We start from the raw sequence: 19,661 nt of genomic DNA on the forward strand, positions 1-19,661 counted from the left end.
GTACTCAATCTGGAAAATCGGCTGAAAACTGAATGAGATATAGAGAGAGATGGTCGGAGCGGCCAGATTAGAACCGACGACCACCACACCCCAAAAAGAACTGGTAAAAAAACTTAATTCATTGATTTTAAACGATTTTATAGTTGAAATGGCCGCCTACGCAAACAGCGTCGAAAATAGTGACGGGACTGTATAGACATACAGCATCAAACTAAGTAGTACCATGATACCTAATTGACGCCTTTACAACACCCACAACTATCAGTTCCTGGCCCTCCCAGATGGGAATTGGTGGGTATTTCTCATTTGCAGACAGCAAGCGTCCCCTCCCTCTATCCAAAATTTTGCAAGCTAGATGCCCATCAAGCACCACTACCTCAACATCACCATTCACAGGTGTCAGTGAGCGGTCAAAGATACCCACGCCCAGCCTAGAGTCACCGTTAGCCCTCGACATGAAAGTGGCAGCCGGCTTGGTTATTAAATGTTCATCAAGGCTAAGGGCTGTCTCTTTGTGGTCATTAGCAGGAGAGGGGAAGCCACAGCTGACGCCGCTGCTATATAAAGGGGGTAATTTCATAGTAGTTTTACTTCAATAGTTCTTTGAGCTGAGCCTGCCTCTCATTAAGACTGTTCAGCTCATCTACTAGTGCATTGGTTGCCGCATTCAGGTTGTTCACCTGTACCTTAAGCATGTCCCTTAGCTTCGGGTCGGCAGTGTCTGCGGTCATATCAATAGTGTTCCAGCAAGCGCATATCTCGGCTTCAACCTCTATGAATGTCATGGTCCAACTCCTTCTTTCTGTCGACACAGAGGCAATCTACCAAAATACTGTATACATACACAGAATCGATATCAAAAAGAAGTTGGCGCCCACATAGGTGTGCTTAGGGAGTCAGAAAAGACAGGAGACGGCGGGAGCCGGTGTGGAACACTGGTAGAGATTGAGCGACTACTGCCAGAGAAGATACTGGGAAGCGTAGCTCACACGTTCTACAATCTAGAATCAACTTTTTAAAATTGCTAAAATCAGCCTTCTCGTGTTTAACGGCTTTGATTCAAATGAAACCACTCCTTCCAATTACTAGCATCATTCTATTGCTCATATCCTCTGCTTCCATAGCTGACCAATGGTCAAGTGAAGAGGGACTGAAAGTTACTAGCGTGAGCTCAACATCTGTAAAGCTGAGTTCAACTATTTCAATTGAAGGAACCTGTGTAAATCATAATATTGCTTACCTTGATCGAAGCCAAGATTATCATGGCGCAGTGATGTCGGTACTACTTGCAGCTATGATGGCTGATAGGAGTGTTAACCTGCTTTGCGCTGATAACTGCGCGAGCACCAACCGTTGCAGAGTGGTTGATGCTGAAGTCATCAAATAACAATTACCTAGCTATTTACTATGCGGGTAGTAAGGTATAACGATGGCTTATTGCTGTGACAAGGCCAAAATTTGGGCTGACTCTTCCTGTGAGAACTTCAGCCCATACTTCTCCACTATTGCCCTCAACTTCCCACCCTACTAACAGCCCCAACTTCCCCCGGGGAAAAATGGTTACTATCTATCATTTTCTAACATCAACCTTTCGACCCTTATCTTCCACCCAAGACTTTTAGATCAGTAAGCTGCTAAAAACCACCATACACATGGCACCACTAGAAATAACAGTTCCCTATGGTTGTTAAGCAACCAGCAAAAAAGACTCTCGCTAGCTCTAACCGTTAAATAATATTCACACAGTATGTGGGACTCTCAAAGAGCGTATCAATATGCACTCCTAACAACCGTGCATATAAAAATGGTCATTTTTGACAGTTGTGCACCAAAAGTCACCCTGGTAATCTTCGATTGTCAATATTTATTGGCCAATAACGATAACTTTAAATAGGTAATTGATTGATGTATTTGTCAAGATTTATTTCTGGCTTATTATTGATTGGGGGGTTAGCTGGTAGTAAAGCTTTCGCCTCTGACAGTATGGACTGTGTGGTTATTGAAAAAAATGACCTAGTCCAGGTTGAACTAAATAAATCCAATTCTTATCAGAACTGCTTTTCTCTAGATAAAATCCCTTCTTCAACACCAGTTGACATAGTCTCCTTTGCTTTTGATGATACTAAGAATAAATTATCTGTATATGAGGTAGGGTCTTCCAATACCAAGCAACTAGTCGTAAATTCAATCTCAGGTACTGATACTGTTAACGCAATTTCGTTAAATACACATAATAAATCTCTCATTGTCGAAATTGCTCCAACCATAAAATTAACTTCTAACAAAGATGTTGACATTACATACCTTATGGTAAATGGAAGAGCACAGGTTATTGTAAAGATTTACGACGTTAAATCACAAACCAGCTCAGGAGGCAGCTCGGGAGGCAGCTCGGGAGGTGGAACCACAATTCCTCCTATCGATCCAGGTGGCTGTGATAGCGTCATGTGTAGAGAACCCGTATTTTTTATGGCAACCTCAAGCTCTGCTCAAGCATGCACTGCAAGTCAGAAGGCCCCAAATCCGCCATCAAATTTTGATATCAATAAGCACTTGAAGCAATTCAAGAGAGCAGGCATCGCAGCAAGCAAACTCCCTGGAGGGAAAGTCACGTTAAGTGCGGCGGTTATGGCTAGCATGTTTGCACCTAATCGAACCTATGACCTTAAAAACAACCCGAATTACAATGCAGACCAAGAGTTTGGGAATTGGTTTTATGGAGCTGCCGCTCATCAAATGGGCTTTACTGAACAGGAAGCACTTACCGCTGGAGCAGTAGTACAACAGTGGCAAAACTATAATAACTCAAACCACCCCGACGCTAATGACATTGGAAAATTAGTGGGAAATATTGCTCATGCGCTCGCAACCGGAGAAGGGGACAACCATGATGATGCGGCACCAATTAAGGGCGGGCATAGTTATAGTAAAGATATATATGAGAATGATGCTAACGCCGATAGCAACTCTGACTCTTGCAGTCCGAACAAAACTGTAAACTCACCTACTACAGCTGCTCCTGGCTATGGTATTGGTGGTCTAGGGTATGGTGGAGGTTGGAGCGGAGGCGGTATGTATTTCGGATCTGGCGGCTGCTGGGGTAGCTGTAGTAGAACTGTAATCATTGTAGAATCGCTTTAAAATACTTTGAGGCCTGTCAATCCAAGGTAGGCCTCACTTATAAGTGAATATCACTATGATAAAAATTTTCTTGACCGCAATTATTTACTTCACATTCCTTATGATTTTCCCCTTTACTGGGTATGATTTTTTCTGGAAATACTCTCCATCCCTGCTTAATATATTTCTATTCTTTGTAATAATTTTTTCAATCTACTTTACGATACTGAAACAGTGGAAAGTCTCATTTAGAGAAAAAGTTAAATATAGCGTATTATTTTTGGCAATATCTACGATTTATTATTTTTCAGTAGAAAAAAAATCATCATACGAAATAAACCCAAGCACTTATTATACTTTTGATAGATTTGATGGAGGGGCCTTTACTTCTTCCACTCTATCTAATCTTATCAGACTAGACAGAGTAGCATTAATTCTCGCAAAAAAAACTGTGATAAAAACATACGAGAATGTTAAAAAAGAAAAGATTAAGTCCGTAGAGGGGGGGCACTTAATAATAGAATTAGAAGACTACTCAGGAAAGATTGAATCTGATCAAATTGAAGTTAACAATCTAAAAGGTAATGTTCAATGAACGGCGTCAACCTCCTCAAATGAAGGAGGAGGTCTCATAAATCTTACGGCCTAGCAAGTACTCAAGACTGAAGATAATCATCACAATGCGTGCAAGGCCATACAAAAGCAGTTGACCCTACTCTTCCAGGAAAGTCAATATCTGAGTTGACTCTTCCCGCGAGAGCTTCAGCCCATATTTCTCCACTATCGCCATAAACCGCTGCACAAAGATTGCCTGGACCGGTTCATAAGGTAGCATCCACTCATCAGGGCCTTTGTCCCCCTTGCTCTGGTTCCGGCCATCATCGACTAGCCATAAATTCTCAGGGTTTTCTGCAAATTTACGCTTCAGCTTAACGGTCCAATTGTGACCATCGTACTCATACACCCAAGAGAGCGGCACGATGTGCTCAACATCTAAGTCGGACGCCAGACTGAAGAATTAACCTGTATAAGGGTCCAACCACAGGCCTGTATCTACAGCGCTTAGCATTGGTGAAGGTTACAGGTGCCAAGGAGAACTGAACTAGGAGCTCATGGTGTGTGCTCTGACAATTACCGTCAGAGTCAGACCAGCGTGGCAGCCAGATAAAACGGTAGAATCAGGTGCATGACGACCCCTCATTGTTGCTTTAAGGGATCGCACAGGAGGTAGATTAGGAGAACAAACACAGGTTATTGCACATTAGACAAGCGCACGGCATTTATTTTTGGGCGACCACTTAAGCAGCCACTAATACTCAAGCCTACTTGTTTACCGGCCATAAAAGCTGCAAGTAAAGTTGACAGTTTAGCCTCGCTTCCTGAATCGTTTAAGAGATCAATACGGTATGAACTGCTACTACCACAGTTCTCAGGGTCTATAGCCGGCGTGCTCATCCGTACATCAACAAAGGGAGTCCAGGGAGCAATGTACGTGATCTCAGACACTGGCACTTCGGCACTAAGCGCATTGTTTGAAATAGAAAAAAAAGCACAAAGAAAATATATTTTTTTCATATTCTAATCTAAATAATAAATAATAAATAATAAATAATAAGGCATCTAAAAAAGTGCCATGTTATCTACCTTGCATGCTAAATCCATTAAATCAAATAGTTTATATCTCTGATTAAAGCCAAGCACATGGCAGAATCATAATCACTCTTTTGCTGGTCGATATTTTGACCGCTGTCGACCAATTTGAGAACCCCTATAATAGAATTTTAGTGGCAGATTAGGGGGATTGCTTAAGATGCCTGTCACTATTTGTCAAAATTTATACTTATCTTAGATTCCGCTGATAAAGTCTAAGCAGCAACCACTCTATTATTTTGAGGAAACGTACAGAAATCCAACTGTAGGAACAAACACAACCTGTCACAGCAATAACGCTAAGTTAACCAACGCACGGTGTGAAGCACGCTTTTGCGCGTTCCACGGAGACCGCTTGCGGACGTAGTGTAGTTGAACATTTTGTTAAGTGCTTACTCCGAAACTCTATTAATATCACAGTTAGCCCTGATCATTTTGCTTTTTAAATTAGGCTCTCCCTTTCTTGAAACCCACATGTGCCCAGTAGTGGATATCTGTGGAATCATGAAGCGCTGCATACAACCAGGCATGTATTCGTGCCAGTGGAGCATGAACTTGACACTGGTCGAGCCGCTAATAGGAAACTTCTCATACCAAGGGGCGCGACAACCTTTTATGGTCTCGTATTCGCCCAAAATAGCATAACTGTGGGCCATGCCGATATTTTCACCTTGTGCTGTTTCATGAAAGTAGCCCTTCACACGAAAACTTGTCTCACCTTCAATCGGTGTACACTCAAACTCTACCCTAGCCCCTGCAACAGATGATGAAGACCAAATTAGTAACAAGAAGATGAGAAGTCTCATAGGCACCTAACGCCCGGTTAAGGGGCGGACTTGGAGCCGCGAAGCGGCGGAAAGGCCGTCTCAGCCCCGCAGGGTCGATAACAGCCGATTGTTAAGTTCCTTTTACTCTAGACAGTGGACTCCTACACGACGCGCCCACTCTTCTATTTTTATAGACGCCTTTACATCCCTAAGGTAAAAGACGTTTGTATAGTCCCAACTTTCAAAATAGACCGCACCCAGGTCCGGCAATACTAATCTACGGAAGTTTTTGCTGCTATATCCTCGAGACTGGATATAGCTTTCTTTAGATTCATCAGAGGTAAATTCCCTAAAAAGAGGGTAAGGTCTGATGCCGCTACCTCTAAATCTAAAGTTTATGAGCTCCGTTTCTTCACCCATTAATAAATTAAATCTAATCTGATCTTCATCTTTTGAGGGGCGATCTTCACAGTACTCTCCTCTCGTTAACCAATGATCAAAAACAGCTACAGCAAGGAAATGATAGTCCTCAAATTTTTCTATACATGCCAAATCATATAAATTCGGAAACTGTGCCGTTAGCTGCAATTGACGTGACTTTTTGAGGTTCCTGAAAATGCGCATATTTCACTCAAAAACTTAACGCCGCGAGCTGGGCCGGCCATGTATGGCCATCCCAAGCCTTGCCTTGTTATAGCTTTTCAAGGTTATGCCACCAATGATCGCACCCAGCCTGACAATCCGTAGATCTTCTATGACTGCCTGCGATAGTAAATATTGTGAGCCAAAGCTTGAAGGCCTTAAGCCATTCCTGACAAGGTAAGGCTAAAATCTTTGCCCGTGCGTTATTGAAAGTGTTCTTACGCATTATTACACAGGATGTATAAGTCCCCTTTAAACCAGACAACTTGATACCCTCTTCAATCTCAGATTCTCGAGGATGAGATTGATGGATGCACAAGTTCATTCCCCGAAGAGCTTTATACTTTTCCTGTTCTGGGAGAGCTTTAAACCACTTTATTCCTTCCTCTATTGAAATTTCACCTTGAGCGATTCTATTTATTGTGACTTCGTATCGATCCATGCTCGATTAGCTATAACGCCTAAAGCACGGGCGCAGCTTTGCTGCGTCCAGTGCCCTTACTTGATATACGTTTACAGATCTTCTTCACTGATTTTCAATAACCTACGGCTATCTCCTAACCAGACCTCTGTGCCAGAATACATTCTGATCTCACCGCTATTTTCATTATTGAACAAGAAATTTAATTCCCCGCTGAATGTAATGCCACTAATTTGGATATTGTAAGCTCACCTCGCAGATAGACATCTGCGGTGCAAACACGGCAATCGACGGCCAGTGCATCTTTAATAATCCAAACTTTACCACCAGGAACGACATAGCCTTGCCCTTTTCTCAAGGTTAATTCTGCACCGAATGTAGAACTAGAAAGTAGGATTAGAAGGATGATAGTTCTCATATCTCTATTACGTATAACGCCCACAGCAGGGGCGGCCAACTTTGTGCGCTTTTTTGCGCGATAATGGGAGCGAAGTGACCGGCGCAATAAGCACGCAAAGTAGAACGTCTCGCGGAGGCCCAAAAGGTCGTAGGATACCGCCTGCGATTGTTAGTATTCTACCACTGCGATATCCATTGTAACCACCCATCCATCAGCACCTAGGTTTTTGCAAACAAGACCAGATAAATTACAATTTTTCAGATCGGAAATAAGGTACTTTCTAATAGGCGAACCATTGCTCCGCACCACAATGTACTCTTCAAATTCTAAGCGATTAGGTTGTCTCCGGCAGAATCTATCTCCGCCATACAATAAGCACTCTCTTGTATTTCCGTATTCTCTGCCCCAGTTTTGATCAATATTCACAACAACTTTTCCGTTTGGCTTGCGGACTTGAGCAATTTCTGGCAACTCATTGCCATCTTTATCTGCAAATGAAACGTTAATTTCTTCCTCGGGTAGATTTGACTGAAGTATGTCGATCTGAAGTTTTCCGTAAGCAATCACAAAACCATCTTCTGTGGTTGTTTCTGTAACAACCACGCAACCTGAAAGAAATAATGTCAATAAAATTACGATATTCTTCATTATTCTCGAACGCTAACGCCACAAGCAAAGGCGCGCATTAGCGCGTCCAGCCCGCAGGGCGGTTTTTCCTTGTCTTGTTAAATTTAGGGCCTGCATTCTAGCCATACTCTTTCACCAGGGTGATGCTCCGCTATTGTTGCAAGGGCCTCGTTCAGTTCTTCTTCATTTACTGGATCAATTTCATAGCTGAAGTTTGTAATATCAAGCTTCATTTCTCGATAGCTATCTAGCTCAGATGCACTCAAAACGTTGCAGCCAATCCAAACAAGGTACTTACCTGTTTTAATTACTGTTTCAAGCTCTCTAAACCCTTCTTTTGTAGTTGCGAATATGACCATGCGAATTTAATGCCAGGTTTAGCGGCCGCGGCAAGCGTAGCTTGACGAGGTCCGATGGAGGCCGCAGGCTGGAACATACTGCAACCTTTTGTTCTACATTTACTGGATAATATCTGGGCCGTACAGGTTTTCTGTGCCAGCAATTCCGCCCATAACTTTTACCCAATATCTATTAGAATTCAAATCAATAATGATTTCATAACTATATCCATCGCTTATTACTGGATTTGACGGAATGTAATAGTTGTAAACAACATGATCTCTACTGATTTTCTGCCAGGGTATTTCATCGATTTTGTTTAGATCTTTAACCGTAAATTCTCCTGTACTACTCATATTTTCTTAGATGAGTGATGAAATCAATTCTGGAATATTAGCTTCGTGACCCTGCTTAACAAATTGGATCTCTGACTGCACTGCAGAACTAATAAGAAAAATCGACATGGTCAGTGGTACTCGTATCATATTTGTAGATCGCCAATGTAAACGGCGAGCGACGCAAGAGCGAGTCCAGCTGGATGCCGAAGACATGTGGCGGTGTTTAACATTTTTGTTATATGTTTTTGTCATGCACTTTAAAGTTAGCATTAGCAACCGCCACCATCTCCGCCTCCACAACCCCCATCACCACCAAAAAATCCACCACCGCCATCTCCACTGTGACCACCACGACCACTATCCGGACCTAAAAGAAAAACAAATTTGATTAGCAGTAGAATTAGAAATACGCCTACTAAAATTGGCAAGATCGTACTTTGAAATACACTTTCTGATTGAAGGTCAGTGTAGTGCCATGAAGCAACTAAACCTAAAATAAATACTATCCATGAAAACATCGTTTTAATCCTGAATGACATTTAACGCCGGCCACAGCGGCTGGCAAAACTGACGATTTTTGTGCGCAAGCACAAAAAGTGACAGGTTTGACAGTCCGCTGCTGGCCCTTGTTAAGTGCTGAACTCATTTGGGTAACTACTTGTTAAATATTTCATTGGAGGGTTATCAATACCAATTACATGCTCGGGTTTGAACCAAAGCTTACAGCCCGGCTCTAGATAGCCACTACCCGGCTCGATACAACTTGGTTCGTTATCAAGGATGCCAAAATAATGACCTTTTGTCTTTTTAAGGACAATAACCCACATCCGCTCTCCAGAGACTTGAACCGATCCATCTCCGTCTTGAGTTTCAATATCGAAAGCAAGCTTCGCAGCTTGCCCTCGCTTTAAGTTGAAACGATCTTCTTTAGATGGAATCTCGAAAGTTTCAGGGTTCTTCTGTTGCTCGAACTCAACGTTTCGGATTTCCCAAAAGTGCTCTTCTATGTTTGGTAATACGGGATCATCCCACACTTTCTCGATTCCTCCGCGCACTTAACGCCGTGCTAAGCGGCTGATTTTGTTGATTGAATTTGTGCTATTCAAGCACAAATTTGATGCAATGAAAATGAGTCCGCCTTGAGCGCCTTGTTATGCGCATTTAGTAATGGTTATCTGGGTGGTTTCTTGCTGCTTAAGATTTGTTTCCACTTTCTTAAACCATGCTCACCCACAATAAGAAGGCTAAAGACTGTCACTACGATAATCCATTTGGGCATAGAGAGTGCTATGACTGCGTTGCTTACAATTAAGGTCGGTATGATAATGAAAATAATCCAATAAAGGGGTGTGATGTGCTTTTCATTCATTGTGCGAGTATTTTAGTTTAGAAGAGGGCGGAGTTTTATTGCACATAACGCCTGCGACTGCGGAAACCGGCGATTTTAGACGCGAAGCGCCGTCCCGGTTGTCCGACAGCATGCGTTTGTTAACTGTGGTGCACGTCACTACACACGCCTTTCGTTATTAGGAACACAGCGCCCCAATAAATCAACAAATAGAACGTTGTAAATAAAAACCTACCTAATTTTGTTGGTAGAAGCCCTATATCTTTTTGGAACCCGAACAATTCGTCTGTTGCTATGAGTCCAGGAGAGAGATATAGCATCTCAACCAGCTGACCAATATTACTTATTGCCTCAGAATCGCTTCGCCCCACCATTAGAAGGGTAAACGGTAAAGCAATAATAACTACGAACACCCAAATATGTTTATTCATAGCGTACAGTTAACGCCGCCGGCAGGGGCAGCTTACTAGCTTAATGCCGACTCCGCTCACTACTGTAACAATACCAAATTAGCCGAGTTACTGGAGTGCAAGTTTTGGCCAAAAATCGATTTCTTCCGTAAAAATGGGATGCCATATATAAATTAGCGATATATTTCCCGGAAGCAAGAGAGCTTTGTAAGCCGGCATACCTCCGCCATACACGTTCCAATTTATAAAAAATGCTACTAGGCCGACAAGCAGTCCAACCAGTCCTGAAATAGAAGCGACAACCATAGTGCTGAATTTATTCATGTTGCCCAATAACTCCTGCAGTTGCGGACGACTTGTAGCGACGAAGGAGCGAAAAGGCGTTCCGACAACCTGCGCTTGTTATGTTTTAGTGGCACTGACAAGCTCCTCAAATCGACTCCCGAATTGCTCACCGTATCTTTCATCGACCTTTTTGATACTTTCGATTGCCTTATTTATATCGAAATCTTCAGGGCGACCTTCAATTATTGCCAAGGCTTCATTATGTAATGCGTAAGCTAAATGCGCAGATACAGCCTCACAAAGCATTTCTTTATCAGTGCTACCAAGATGATCACTAAGCAGTAAGCGCATCTCATAAACAGCCTGAGCAAGAATCTTTATTTGGGCATCCTTCTTATCCATGTTTCACTCGTTCAGAAAACATAACGCCAATGTAAACGGCAAGCGACGCAGGAGCGAATCCAGCGGAATGCCGAAGGCATGTAGCGGTGTTTAACATTTTTGTTAAATTTTTTTGTTAAATGTTTTTGTCATGCACTTTAAAGTTAGCATTAGCAACCGCCACCATCTCCACCTCCACAACCCCCATCACCACCAAAAAATCCACCACCGCCATCTCCACTGTGACCACCACGACCACTATCCGGACCTAAAAGAAAAACAAATTTGATTAGCAGTAGAATTAGAAATACGCCTACTAAAATTGGCAAGATCGTACTTTGAAATACACTTTCTGATTGAAGGTCGGTGTAGTGCCATGAAGCAACTAAACCTAAAATAAATACTATCCATGAAAACATCGTTTTAATCCTGAATGACATTTAACATTGAGCTAACCGGCAGCCAGTGCGAAGCACGCTTTTGGCTGTCCGACGGAGGTCGCATGCGGCCGGAATGTAGTTAAGCTTTTTGTTAGGCATGCTCTCTACTCAGCTACTGAACACGAGTAACACTCCCTTTATTTGAAAACATTAAATGCTTTGCACGCTTCGTGGTAATACCCCAATCGTCGATTTCCCACCGCCTATCGCCTGCCTCGGTTAGAAATAGAATGGTACTCCAAGACTCAGAATTACTCCAAGTCTCTACCTTAACTAGGGCGTCGCTTATGGAGTAGTCACTAAAGCTATCTCCGTCTCGCTCACTTAGCAAAATGGTGCCGTCATTGATGAGAGATTCTATGATGTTGGTTACATCAATAGAACCGTGGTCCCACTTCTCAAACTCCCATTTTAGCTCTATCAGCGATGACTCCTCTGATGCATTCAGAGCGACAAGGAAGTAAGCATCTTGCTCGGTGATTATTTTCATATGATGCCTAACACCCCACACAGGGGCAGATAAATAAGCACAGCGTTTTGGTTGTCCCAGCGACCAACGGGAGCGATCGCTGCGGCTTATTATGTTTCATCGATGGGCTCAACTAACCATCGACCTTTATCTAAATATGCCACATAGCCGGGCTTTAGATCTTTAAATCCAGCTATCCATGGAAATTTCGTAAACAAGCACCCCATACACACAATCATTCCGTCACTTGCATCTTCGGTGGTATTCCACATGAACTGCCAATCACCATCCTTCCAGTGGAGAACCTCAACAATGGGCTGCTCTCCGCTCATGACGAACTTGGTGGTAACTGCCCCTACATTGTCATCAAAATCGAATGGCCAGTCTTCTGGGCTGAAGGAATGTTTATGTGCTTCTACTTTTTTCATGATAAAGCATAACGCTTGCAGCACATGCCGTTTTTTTGGATGTGACGAATAGAAACAGCAAAAAAAGGTCATGTGCCTGTGATTGTTATATTTGTAGTGGAACATCGGATGAGATCTCACAAAGAGGCCCCATAGATACCTTGTGGCCATTTCCGTCTTTATTTCTTTCAACACGAATATGCGGCTCATAAAACACTACAAACTTTGATTTCTCTAAAAACTCTTTTGACCCACTCAGATTATATGAGCGAAAGCCAGTATCTTCCCCAGTATTCTTGAGCGCGATTTTGGCACTCGGGCTTACAAATGTGGCCCCCTCAAGGTTCATATGCCTCCAAACTAAAGGCACTGACAGTTTAACTTGAAGCAGACTTTCCTCACCGGAGATTTTCGAATTCCAAGTAGGACAATAAATCATCATCTCCGCATGATCGAGCAAGTGATGAGTAAAGTAAGAAGCTAAATAGTAACGGTATTCTCATCATAAAATATAATGCCGTCATATGCGGCACTATAGCCTTGTTATACATTTGTAACTTTCCACCATAAATATACTGCTGCCAACCCTAGCCCAACTACAAAATGGCAATATCTTAGCTGTTAGGCTTTGTGGTTTGGGGCGCAAATGCTCAAATTCAGGAATCCCCTTTACCACCAAGTCATCAAACATATACCTTAGGCGTTCCATTTCTTTTTCTTCCCGATAAGAAAGACGTTTTTTCTCGGCTAATTTCCTCATCTCAATTAGGGAATTCTTTAGTGACTCAACCTCTTTATCAATAAGTAAGCCACTTTCGACAGCTCTTTTTTCTGCTTCATCGAAAGTCATATCCGGCTGCATAATCTTTTCCTAGGTTTGCATAACACCGCAATAAAGGGCCGAAATGTAGCAGCGAAGCTGCGGAATGTAGGTCCAACCACGAAGTGGCGCCTTTGATTGCCTTGTTAAGGTACATTGCTTGAATCCAGCTCCAGCTTTGAAAGCATGCCATCCAGGCTGTTGGATATAGGAATCTCTGATGACAATTGATGATCCCACAGGATGAATGCCCCGGAGCTTTTACAAAGAATGAAATTGCCATCAAGATCCACCCCAACAATAGATGCGCTTTTACCACGCCACCAAGGAGCTGCTAAGTGTTTACAATCTTCCTCTTTTAGGAGTATGGCCAAGCGGATTTCCCTATCACCCAGTTTAATGAGGCGAATCATGCCCAGATTTTTAATCGCCGTATGGAGTCTATTCATGGATTACCTTAACGCCGCCGGCAGGGGCAGCTTACCTTACTAGCTTAGTGCCGACTCCGCTCACTACTGCAACAATATCAAATTGGCCGAGCGACTGGAGTGCAAGTTTTGTCCAAAAATCGATTTCTTCCGTAAAAATGGGATGCCATATATAAATTAGTGATACATTTCCCGGAAGCAAGAGAGCTTTGTAACCCGACATACCTCCACCATACACGTTCCGATTTATAAAAAATTCTACTTAGCCGACAAGCAATCCAATCAGTCCTGAAATAGAGGCGACAGCCATAGTGCTGAATTTATTCATATTGCCCAGTAACGCCCCGCATAGGGGCTGACAAGTAAGTGCAGTGTTTTGGCTGTCCCAGAGACCGAAGGGAGCGATTGCCGCGGCTTGTTATAAATCATTTGTAGAAACTGTAGTACCACAATGTATGCAACCTACCCTACCTGAAAAACAGTGGAATACAACGGACGACCAGCTTTTATGTATAGAAGCAGGATGAATCCCATGCATACCTTTAATGGTTAAACACTTGTTGCAATTCGGGCAACGCACCCAAAACGCCAATACAAAATGAATGATTGTAAACAAGAAGAAACCGCCAAAGATCATTTGGTAGACGGGCATCTCATAACTAACGCCGAAGTAGCCAAGAACAAAGGATGCAATCATACCTCCTAGAAACAACCAAGCTATATATGTAGCTATTGCATTCAGCTTTCCAAGCACAAAACTCTCCAAGATTTATAACGTTGCCAATAGGGGTGGCCGAAGTAAAGCGTAGGCCGTCCAGCCCAGCAGTCAGCTGGGCAGTCCTGCTTGGCCTGGTTAAGGGGCATTTTTATTGCGATGCCACAACAAAAATAACAATATAAAAATGAGCGTATAAGATACCCCCATAACAACTACGCTTCCCTCCAACTTACTTTGTGAACGACCTAAACAATCGTACAAAGTGAATGGCACTACTATGGGGCTCAAAAATAAGGCCATACTTTCAAAATGGTTTTCTGAGTGCTGGACAAGGCTAATAGCAACACCAGCAAAATACCAGCCAAATGCTCTGATTAAGTACCAGGTTACACTATATTTAATCAGTCTCAACTTTGCCTCTTAACGACGCAGTGGACGTCGGGTTGATGGCTTTGTTAGGGCGCCCACTTGGCAGGCTCCTGAAAGCTTGGTTGAATAGCCTTAAAACTATCGCTAGCGTCGTTATCCCATGGCCATATGCCATCTACAGCTGGATAGATTAGTTGAAGTGCGCTGTAGGAACTACCTTTATAGAGCCAATTACAAGACAACATAAATTCTTCTCTATACTTTGTAGCGACAGCCTCAAAGGTGACTTCGAAGCCATCAAGGAATCCTTCGTAAAATTTACCCTCTTCGAACTTTTCACCAGCAGTAACCCTTCGGTTGTATTCATTTACTATCCAAGAGCTGAGTTCGCTCCTGAGCCCTAAGATAATAACCTCTGGAGCGTCAGTACATTGGCTAATGCCAATACTATAGGTAAAGCTTGGGTCTTCTTCTTTAGGGTCAAAGACAGAGGTAACGTGACATCCGTATTCTTCGATGTTTTTTACAATTTTTTCTTCTGCTTTATTCATGCGCTGTAAAGTGCCCTCACTCTGCAAGCTGGGGCGGCTATTTATGGCCGTCCCAAGCCTTACCTTGTTAGAGCATTTCAAGGTTGTGCCACCAATGATCGCAACCAGCCTGACAATCCGTAGATCTTCTACGACTGTCTGCGATAGTAAATATTGCGAGCCAAAGCCTAAAGGCCTTAAGCCATTCATGGCTAGGTAAAGCTAAAACCTTTGCCCGTGCGCTATTGAAAGTGTTCTTACGCATTATTACACAGGGCGTGTAGGTCTCCTTTAAACCAGACAACTTGATACCTTCTTCAATCTCAAGCTCTCGAGGATGAGATTGGTGGATGCATAAGTTCATACCCCGAAGAGCTTTGTGCTGCTCCTCTTCTGGGAGAGCTTTAAACCACTCTATTCCTTCCTCTATAGGAATTTCACCTTGAGCGATCCTATTTATTGTGACTTCGTATCGTTCCATGCTCGACTAGCTATAACGCCCGCGTCATTTGCTGCAGCGCAGCGGAGGTCAAATGCATGCGTTTGTTAGGAGTATCACCACGGGCAGCCATTGCAGCCCATAGCATAATTGGTATTAAAAATCTCTATCTCTTTTAGTCGCTGGATTGTCCGTTCTGAGAGGCATTTATTCAATCGAATAGGTTGCTTGTCACTGTAAAACTCGCAATCCAAATCTCTAAACTTAATCCATGTTCTTTGCGCATTTACGAGTCTATTTTTATGTACCTTATCTTCTATTCCATTTAAGTACTGAATTACCTCTGAATACTCTTTGTTAAGAGACTTATCGCTCTTACCATAGAGCTCTGTATAGCAGTACTCTATTGCAGAATAACTTGTAAATTGTCCACACTTAGAACTTTCTAATAGCAGTTTCTCCGATTCATCTCCCCCGTAAACTTCTGGTATATGCAATGGAATCACTAACAAAAGCGCTCTTAGATACTTCTTCACTTTTTAACATCCCTGATTTCCTAACAGTTATTTCAAAAGAAGCTTCTTTATATCACCCTACTCTATATTTTTAAGCCCTTCTCTCTTCGCGCATAAGAAAAATCTCATAGATATAAAGCAGCGTCTTTATATCTCAGCATTTTCGCTGCTTTATATCTATTTGGGAACCCTTTGAATGTCAATGAGTTACTGGTTTTTACCAATAAATATGAGAAGCTGCTGCTGATCTTTGTTATAAAACACATAGCTGTTCATTTTTCAATCAATATCGACCGTTCTTACATGCTCAATACCGATGATCTGTAGCTTGGGCTAGTCATCCACTTGAGCCCTCCAAACAGCCCCTCACCTAGCAGCCGCTTGCGCACGGTATGCTCCACATCGCCAGATGAAGCCCCGCCGAAAGCTGTATGGCTCAACTTCACTACCTTATAAACACAGGTCGATACGCTGCACTTTCACTCGCCTTTCTTCCTCAAACTTACTGACTTCCCAATTTTTGTCATACGGTGTCAATAGGTTCTCTGCTGCCATCTTTATAAGTGGCGGTAACGAGCCTGGGGAGGTTCTGGTTACACAGCTTCAAAAAAGCGTGAGGGGTTGAAGGCTAGAGGTGTGGAGGGGTACTTTGCAGGATAGGCGAGCCGCTTTAGACTCCATCCAGGAAAGGATGAGCTGCGAGGAGCGGGAAAACCAAAATACAGATTCCGTCAAAAGTGGAACTTCCGTTGTTGGCAGCTGGATTGTTCGCTGACTTGGCTCACTAGAGCTAGAGGGCATTGATGGAAATATTCCTCCATCATCGAAAGGCTAGGTATCTTGGCAGAACGTAAGCTCTATATTCAGCGCAATCCTGAAAGCCGCTTTAAGCAGCTGGTGGGCTCGGCAACATTCATGTGGAGGATCTGTGTATAGCAAGCCAAGCATTAAGCACACGCCTTATGGCGCTGGCAAGGCTTGCTTACCCTCTCCTCCAGTCGGCTAAGAGGGGCTGCTTGTTAAACACCTCCAAGACACCTGTTTGGCTACTCAGAATTCGCTACCTAACCACCTTTGGCACTTAAGAGGCATTCGAACCAGAGTGCGTATACGCCTGACGAACATAGGCGCAATGATTCTGCTTGGAATCCCGTTTTTTAATTATTATGTGCCCAGAGTTGCCCCACCCTTTTGGCATGTTCAGGCCTTCATTTTCCGCTCCCTTTTGATACGCATATAAATTTCTTCACGATGGATCGGCAGCGACTTGGGTGCGCTTATGCCTATCTTCACTTGATTACCTTTAACCTCCAGCACTGTGACTGAGACATTCGCTCCAATCCTTAAGTTTTCACCTGTCCGCCTCTTTAAAATCAACATACTTATTTCCTTCGATGGTCAAAGTTTGGGCGCTTCCGGGGTGGGGAATCTGGGTTTTAACGTTTGGAGGAAATGTGGGGTGGTGCGCGGGGGCGGTAGGCAGAGAAGAGGAAAAGGCGGGCGCTAGGCTTCCAGAGCTTGGGAACAGGCCCCAAACTGCTGAATGTACTCGACTTTATTGAAGACGAGCGGGTTTCTAGCGTACTATGCATATAGCCATTTTGATAACTGTGATATCAATTTGGTTAGCTGGCCCCGGGTGTTCCTAGCACCTTGGGTCAGCGCCTTTTACTTACTCTTGTGTCACGCTACCGTTCTCCTTTGAGGGGATGGGTCTTTTAGAAAATTCTCGGTTCTTTCTAGGCTTTCAAACCGTTCAAACCTCTGAAGCCTTTTTAATCGGCTCACTCAGTTACGGTCAAAATACCAAAAATATCTATCGATTTTACGCAGCTTTGACACTGAAACAAACAGAATAAAATCCAATAAGATTATTTTCGCGCCTATATTTTTTATATTTCAGCCCGGGGAAACTTCAGTCAACAATTGCAACTTCAATTTATGTTGGAATTTCCTGCGTGCTTTTCCGAAAAGATTAAAGATCTAATTCCGTTTATCGGCGGTTAGCGTTTGAATATACCGAAAGGGCTACCTTTTTAGCTAGATCACTATTTCGAGCAGGTGGGCTGGAGTTGCCGGTTTTAGACCCCAGAAAATGATATTGTATTACCGAAAGCATGAACCCTATCCTAGAGCGGCTCAGTATCTCACCCAATAAGTGGCAATTTCTCAACCGGAATTTTGAAAGTCGCCTTAAAGGATTGGTGGAATCAGTAAGGGCCCTGCAACAAGCTTGTAGACAGTTCAATAAACATTGGGTATACAGCATTGGCGATTGCCAGCGCTTCCTCTCAGCCACTCCTTGCTAATCTAGCCCTGCTCCAAGTTCTCATTAGTACGATTGCCGTTTTTATCCAAAATTTCGTTACCCAAAGCCTGAACACAAATTCCCAACATTTCACCTCCCTTACATCTAAATCAGATAAAAAGAACCACCAGAAACGATACTTGAAGCGTAACTGATACCCCTCTCTAATCTTTGGGTGTCCAGGAGCGAAATAAACTCCCTCTAACTATAATTAACTTTAAAAAATGACCCTAAAGCTCATGAATCAGAAAACTCTGACTGAGACCTGCGCATGCCTTTTACCTTATATCCAGTCCTTACAAGTAGTCATTCCACAGAAACTTCATGTAACGCAATTGATATTCCTATCTAAACCAACCCAAAAAATAAAGACCCCCTATGGCATAGCAGGTCTTCATAGAACAGATAAATTTTCCTTCTTTAATAACTTGATCGCCAGTAGCAGTTTGATCAAGTCAAAAATCAAAAACTCTCTAACGAAACCAGGACAAATACCCCCTCAAGGAAAACTAAAAAATAGAATCTTATTGACAAAATTTAACGCCAAACATGACGCTAAACATCGCACTCAAAACCCACCTTTACGCAGTCACTTGTAATAAGTATAAGCTTTTAAGATAAATTTCTTATCAGGCGTTAGCGAAATAAAACCCAACGCTCCATCATGCCTATATATTATTCCACCCTTAAAGACCTGTATCTCTTTTTTATCAATTGTATTTAGCAATACAGTCTTTAAAATTTCTTCTACATATAACTTAGACCACACATCAGATAAGGAAGATTTGCACCCTTCAACATATTGTAATTCCGATAAATATATATTGAGCTGATCTTTGAACGTTCTATTTTCTACAAACTTTCGATATTTAATACCTTCCTCTTCAGACACGTTAGAGATAAGGTCGGAAATTGTTAGATAATGCTCATTTTCATACGGAATAAGCATTATCTCTGTAATACTTTTTTTAAAATTGAATTTAACCCCATTAAAATTCCCAAGATCCATTTCACTCTTTGAGTCCAGCTGAGTGTCAAAAACAGGGATATCTAAAGCCTTGTAGTTTACAGCGTCTAATTTCGAGTAACTCTCAAAAGTCCCTTCTTGATTTAGCCAATCTACGCTATCAACCAGATTTGCATTAAAATTCTGAGCTTCCTTACACATACTAATAAGCTTTGCGGATTCTGAAGAGCAACCCAACTGCCCCCAGAGTAAACACAAAAAAGCAACAATAAATATTATTCGTAATTTCGTACCAGCCTCAGCAACATAACCCACTGCCTCCCAAAGCATTTGCCTTTTCCACGACACCTCTATTTTTCCATAAGCCAAATTTCTAAACCGTCTCTTTAACTGGCTAGCCTCCCACTCCGGCAAACCAACTTTAATTCCAGCCCCAAAAAAAACCGCTAAAAAGCGGGTTTTTTGGCCGTTGCCGTATAACGATATATATGGTCGGAGCCGCCGGATTTGAACCGGCAACCAC

At 42.7% G+C, this 19,661-nt stretch carries 26 protein-coding genes; 2 read left to right on the forward strand and 24 right to left on the reverse strand.

The annotated features are described in order from the left end of the window. Positions 1-211: 211 nt before the first annotated feature. Entirely contained in the window at positions 212-580 is a 369-nt protein-coding gene (locus G367_RS0111620) for a LexA family protein (protein ID WP_020413303.1), read from the reverse strand. Between the two features lie 7 nt (positions 581-587). After that, entirely contained in the window at positions 588-785 is a 198-nt protein-coding gene (locus tag G367_RS0111625; protein WP_020413304.1) for a hypothetical protein, read from the reverse strand. Between the two features lie 1,120 nt (positions 786-1,905). Here G367_RS0111625 and G367_RS0111635 point away from each other — a divergent pair. Continuing rightward, entirely contained in the window at positions 1,906-3,141 is a 1,236-nt protein-coding gene (locus G367_RS0111635; protein ID WP_020413306.1) for a polymorphic toxin type 44 domain-containing protein, read from the forward strand. A gap of 55 nt (positions 3,142-3,196) precedes the next feature. After that, a complete protein-coding gene (locus G367_RS0111640; RefSeq protein WP_020413307.1) occupies positions 3,197-3,715 on the forward strand; it encodes a hypothetical protein in 519 nt (172 codons plus the stop codon). Between the two features lie 117 nt (positions 3,716-3,832). Here G367_RS0111640 and G367_RS0111645 read toward each other — a convergent pair whose 3' ends face one another. The 22 genes from G367_RS0111645 to G367_RS23740 form a co-directional block, all read right to left on the reverse strand. Beyond that, positions 3,833-4,099, reverse strand: a complete 267-nt coding sequence (locus G367_RS0111645) for a hypothetical protein (protein WP_020413308.1) — start codon at positions 4,097-4,099, stop codon at positions 3,833-3,835. Positions 4,100-4,371: 272 nt separating this feature from the next. Further along, entirely contained in the window at positions 4,372-4,695 is a 324-nt protein-coding gene (locus G367_RS0111650) for a hypothetical protein (protein WP_020413309.1), read from the reverse strand. A 467-nt stretch (positions 4,696-5,162) separates the two neighbouring features. Then, complete coding sequence (locus tag G367_RS0111655; RefSeq protein ID WP_020413310.1) at positions 5,163-5,576, reverse strand: hypothetical protein; 414 nt, start codon at positions 5,574-5,576, stop codon at positions 5,163-5,165. Positions 5,577-5,678: 102 nt separating this feature from the next. Continuing rightward, complete coding sequence (locus G367_RS0111660) at positions 5,679-6,161, reverse strand: hypothetical protein (protein ID WP_020413311.1); 483 nt, start codon at positions 6,159-6,161, stop codon at positions 5,679-5,681. A 67-nt stretch (positions 6,162-6,228) separates the two neighbouring features. Further along, positions 6,229-6,621: a DUF5958 family protein gene (locus G367_RS26795; RefSeq protein ID WP_020413312.1), complete on the reverse strand. Its 393-nt coding sequence runs from the start codon at positions 6,619-6,621 to the stop codon at positions 6,229-6,231. Between the two features lie 547 nt (positions 6,622-7,168). Continuing rightward, the gene (locus G367_RS0111670) at positions 7,169-7,648 is read right to left on the reverse strand and encodes a hypothetical protein (RefSeq protein ID WP_020413313.1); all 480 of its coding nucleotides are present in this window, start codon (positions 7,646-7,648) and stop codon (positions 7,169-7,171) included. 83 nt (positions 7,649-7,731) lie between these two features. Continuing rightward, entirely contained in the window at positions 7,732-7,986 is a 255-nt protein-coding gene (locus G367_RS23730) for a hypothetical protein (RefSeq protein WP_020413314.1), read from the reverse strand. A gap of 99 nt (positions 7,987-8,085) precedes the next feature. Beyond that, complete coding sequence (locus G367_RS0111680; RefSeq protein ID WP_020413315.1) at positions 8,086-8,322, reverse strand: hypothetical protein; 237 nt, start codon at positions 8,320-8,322, stop codon at positions 8,086-8,088. A 251-nt stretch (positions 8,323-8,573) separates the two neighbouring features. Continuing rightward, a complete protein-coding gene (locus G367_RS0111685; RefSeq protein ID WP_020413316.1) occupies positions 8,574-8,822 on the reverse strand; it encodes a hypothetical protein in 249 nt (82 codons plus the stop codon). Positions 8,823-8,933: 111 nt separating this feature from the next. Continuing rightward, positions 8,934-9,338, reverse strand: a complete 405-nt coding sequence (locus G367_RS0111690; RefSeq protein WP_020413317.1) for a hypothetical protein — start codon at positions 9,336-9,338, stop codon at positions 8,934-8,936. A gap of 832 nt (positions 9,339-10,170) precedes the next feature. Then, on the reverse strand, positions 10,171-10,386 hold the full coding sequence (locus tag G367_RS0111700; protein ID WP_020413319.1) for a hypothetical protein: 216 nt from the start codon (positions 10,384-10,386) through the stop codon (positions 10,171-10,173). Between the two features lie 78 nt (positions 10,387-10,464). Next, a complete protein-coding gene (locus G367_RS0111705; RefSeq protein ID WP_020413320.1) occupies positions 10,465-10,749 on the reverse strand; it encodes a hypothetical protein in 285 nt (94 codons plus the stop codon). Between the two features lie 149 nt (positions 10,750-10,898). Continuing rightward, positions 10,899-11,147 carry a hypothetical protein gene (locus G367_RS25675; protein WP_020413316.1) on the reverse strand — a complete coding sequence of 83 codons (249 nt, stop codon included), beginning with the start codon at positions 11,145-11,147 and terminating at the stop codon, positions 10,899-10,901. Between the two features lie 133 nt (positions 11,148-11,280). Further along, on the reverse strand, positions 11,281-11,658 hold the full coding sequence (locus tag G367_RS0111715) for a hypothetical protein (RefSeq protein ID WP_020413322.1): 378 nt from the start codon (positions 11,656-11,658) through the stop codon (positions 11,281-11,283). 89 nt (positions 11,659-11,747) lie between these two features. Then, positions 11,748-12,065, reverse strand: coding sequence for a hypothetical protein (locus tag G367_RS0111720; protein ID WP_020413323.1), 318 nt, complete (start codon positions 12,063-12,065; stop codon positions 11,748-11,750). Positions 12,066-12,576: 511 nt separating this feature from the next. Further along, the gene (locus G367_RS0111730; protein WP_020413325.1) at positions 12,577-12,906 is read right to left on the reverse strand and encodes a hypothetical protein; all 330 of its coding nucleotides are present in this window, start codon (positions 12,904-12,906) and stop codon (positions 12,577-12,579) included. Between the two features lie 104 nt (positions 12,907-13,010). Then, a complete protein-coding gene (locus tag G367_RS0111735; RefSeq protein ID WP_020413326.1) occupies positions 13,011-13,313 on the reverse strand; it encodes a hypothetical protein in 303 nt (100 codons plus the stop codon). A 1,152-nt stretch (positions 13,314-14,465) separates the two neighbouring features. Further along, the gene (locus G367_RS0111750) at positions 14,466-14,930 is read right to left on the reverse strand and encodes a DUF4262 domain-containing protein (protein WP_020413329.1); all 465 of its coding nucleotides are present in this window, start codon (positions 14,928-14,930) and stop codon (positions 14,466-14,468) included. 67 nt (positions 14,931-14,997) lie between these two features. After that, positions 14,998-15,390 carry a DUF5958 family protein gene (locus G367_RS0111755; protein WP_020413330.1) on the reverse strand — a complete coding sequence of 131 codons (393 nt, stop codon included), beginning with the start codon at positions 15,388-15,390 and terminating at the stop codon, positions 14,998-15,000. A gap of 74 nt (positions 15,391-15,464) precedes the next feature. Next, positions 15,465-15,884, reverse strand: coding sequence for a lysozyme inhibitor LprI family protein (locus tag G367_RS25145; protein ID WP_020413331.1), 420 nt, complete (start codon positions 15,882-15,884; stop codon positions 15,465-15,467). Positions 15,885-17,063: 1,179 nt separating this feature from the next. Then, positions 17,064-17,243, reverse strand: coding sequence for a carbon storage regulator CsrA (csrA, locus tag G367_RS0111770; RefSeq protein ID WP_020413333.1), 180 nt, complete (start codon positions 17,241-17,243; stop codon positions 17,064-17,066). Positions 17,244-18,760: 1,517 nt separating this feature from the next. Continuing rightward, entirely contained in the window at positions 18,761-19,657 is an 897-nt protein-coding gene (locus G367_RS23740; RefSeq protein ID WP_020413335.1) for a hypothetical protein, read from the reverse strand. Positions 19,658-19,661: the final 4 nt, after the last annotated feature.

It is taken from the genome of Microbulbifer variabilis ATCC 700307 (genome assembly GCF_000380565.1).
Classification (GTDB): Bacteria; Pseudomonadota; Gammaproteobacteria; order Pseudomonadales; family Cellvibrionaceae; genus Microbulbifer; species Microbulbifer variabilis.

Coding starts and splice junctions, on each gene's coding strand:
- G367_RS0111620 (WP_020413303.1), bottom strand. CDS start 580: ATGAAATTACCCCCTTTATATAGCAGCGGCGTCAGCTGTGGCTTCCCC.
- G367_RS0111625 (WP_020413304.1), bottom strand. CDS start 785: ATGACATTCATAGAGGTTGAAGCCGAGATATGCGCTTGCTGGAACACT.
- G367_RS0111635 (WP_020413306.1), top strand. CDS start 1,906: ATGTATTTGTCAAGATTTATTTCTGGCTTATTATTGATTGGGGGGTTA.
- G367_RS0111640 (WP_020413307.1), top strand. CDS start 3,197: ATGATAAAAATTTTCTTGACCGCAATTATTTACTTCACATTCCTTATG.
- G367_RS0111650 (WP_020413309.1), bottom strand. CDS start 4,695: ATGAAAAAAATATATTTTCTTTGTGCTTTTTTTTCTATTTCAAACAAT.
- G367_RS0111655 (WP_020413310.1), bottom strand. CDS start 5,576: ATGAGACTTCTCATCTTCTTGTTACTAATTTGGTCTTCATCATCTGTT.
- G367_RS0111660 (WP_020413311.1), bottom strand. CDS start 6,161: ATGCGCATTTTCAGGAACCTCAAAAAGTCACGTCAATTGCAGCTAACG.
- G367_RS26795 (WP_020413312.1), bottom strand. CDS start 6,621: ATGGATCGATACGAAGTCACAATAAATAGAATCGCTCAAGGTGAAATT.
- G367_RS0111670 (WP_020413313.1), bottom strand. CDS start 7,648: ATGAAGAATATCGTAATTTTATTGACATTATTTCTTTCAGGTTGCGTG.
- G367_RS23730 (WP_020413314.1), bottom strand. CDS start 7,986: ATGGTCATATTCGCAACTACAAAAGAAGGGTTTAGAGAGCTTGAAACA.
- G367_RS0111680 (WP_020413315.1), bottom strand. CDS start 8,322: ATGAGTAGTACAGGAGAATTTACGGTTAAAGATCTAAACAAAATCGAT.
- G367_RS0111685 (WP_020413316.1), bottom strand. CDS start 8,822: ATGTTTTCATGGATAGTATTTATTTTAGGTTTAGTTGCTTCATGGCAC.
- G367_RS0111700 (WP_020413319.1), bottom strand. CDS start 10,386: ATGAATAAATTCAGCACTATGGTTGTCGCTTCTATTTCAGGACTGGTT.
- G367_RS0111705 (WP_020413320.1), bottom strand. CDS start 10,749: ATGGATAAGAAGGATGCCCAAATAAAGATTCTTGCTCAGGCTGTTTAT.
- G367_RS25675 (WP_020413316.1), bottom strand. CDS start 11,147: ATGTTTTCATGGATAGTATTTATTTTAGGTTTAGTTGCTTCATGGCAC.
- G367_RS0111715 (WP_020413322.1), bottom strand. CDS start 11,658: ATGAAAATAATCACCGAGCAAGATGCTTACTTCCTTGTCGCTCTGAAT.
- G367_RS0111720 (WP_020413323.1), bottom strand. CDS start 12,065: ATGAAAAAAGTAGAAGCACATAAACATTCCTTCAGCCCAGAAGACTGG.
- G367_RS0111730 (WP_020413325.1), bottom strand. CDS start 12,906: ATGCAGCCGGATATGACTTTCGATGAAGCAGAAAAAAGAGCTGTCGAA.
- G367_RS0111735 (WP_020413326.1), bottom strand. CDS start 13,313: ATGAATAGACTCCATACGGCGATTAAAAATCTGGGCATGATTCGCCTC.
- G367_RS0111750 (WP_020413329.1), bottom strand. CDS start 14,930: ATGAATAAAGCAGAAGAAAAAATTGTAAAAAACATCGAAGAATACGGA.
- G367_RS0111755 (WP_020413330.1), bottom strand. CDS start 15,390: ATGGAACGATACGAAGTCACAATAAATAGGATCGCTCAAGGTGAAATT.
- csrA (WP_020413333.1), bottom strand. CDS start 17,243: ATGTTGATTTTAAAGAGGCGGACAGGTGAAAACTTAAGGATTGGAGCG.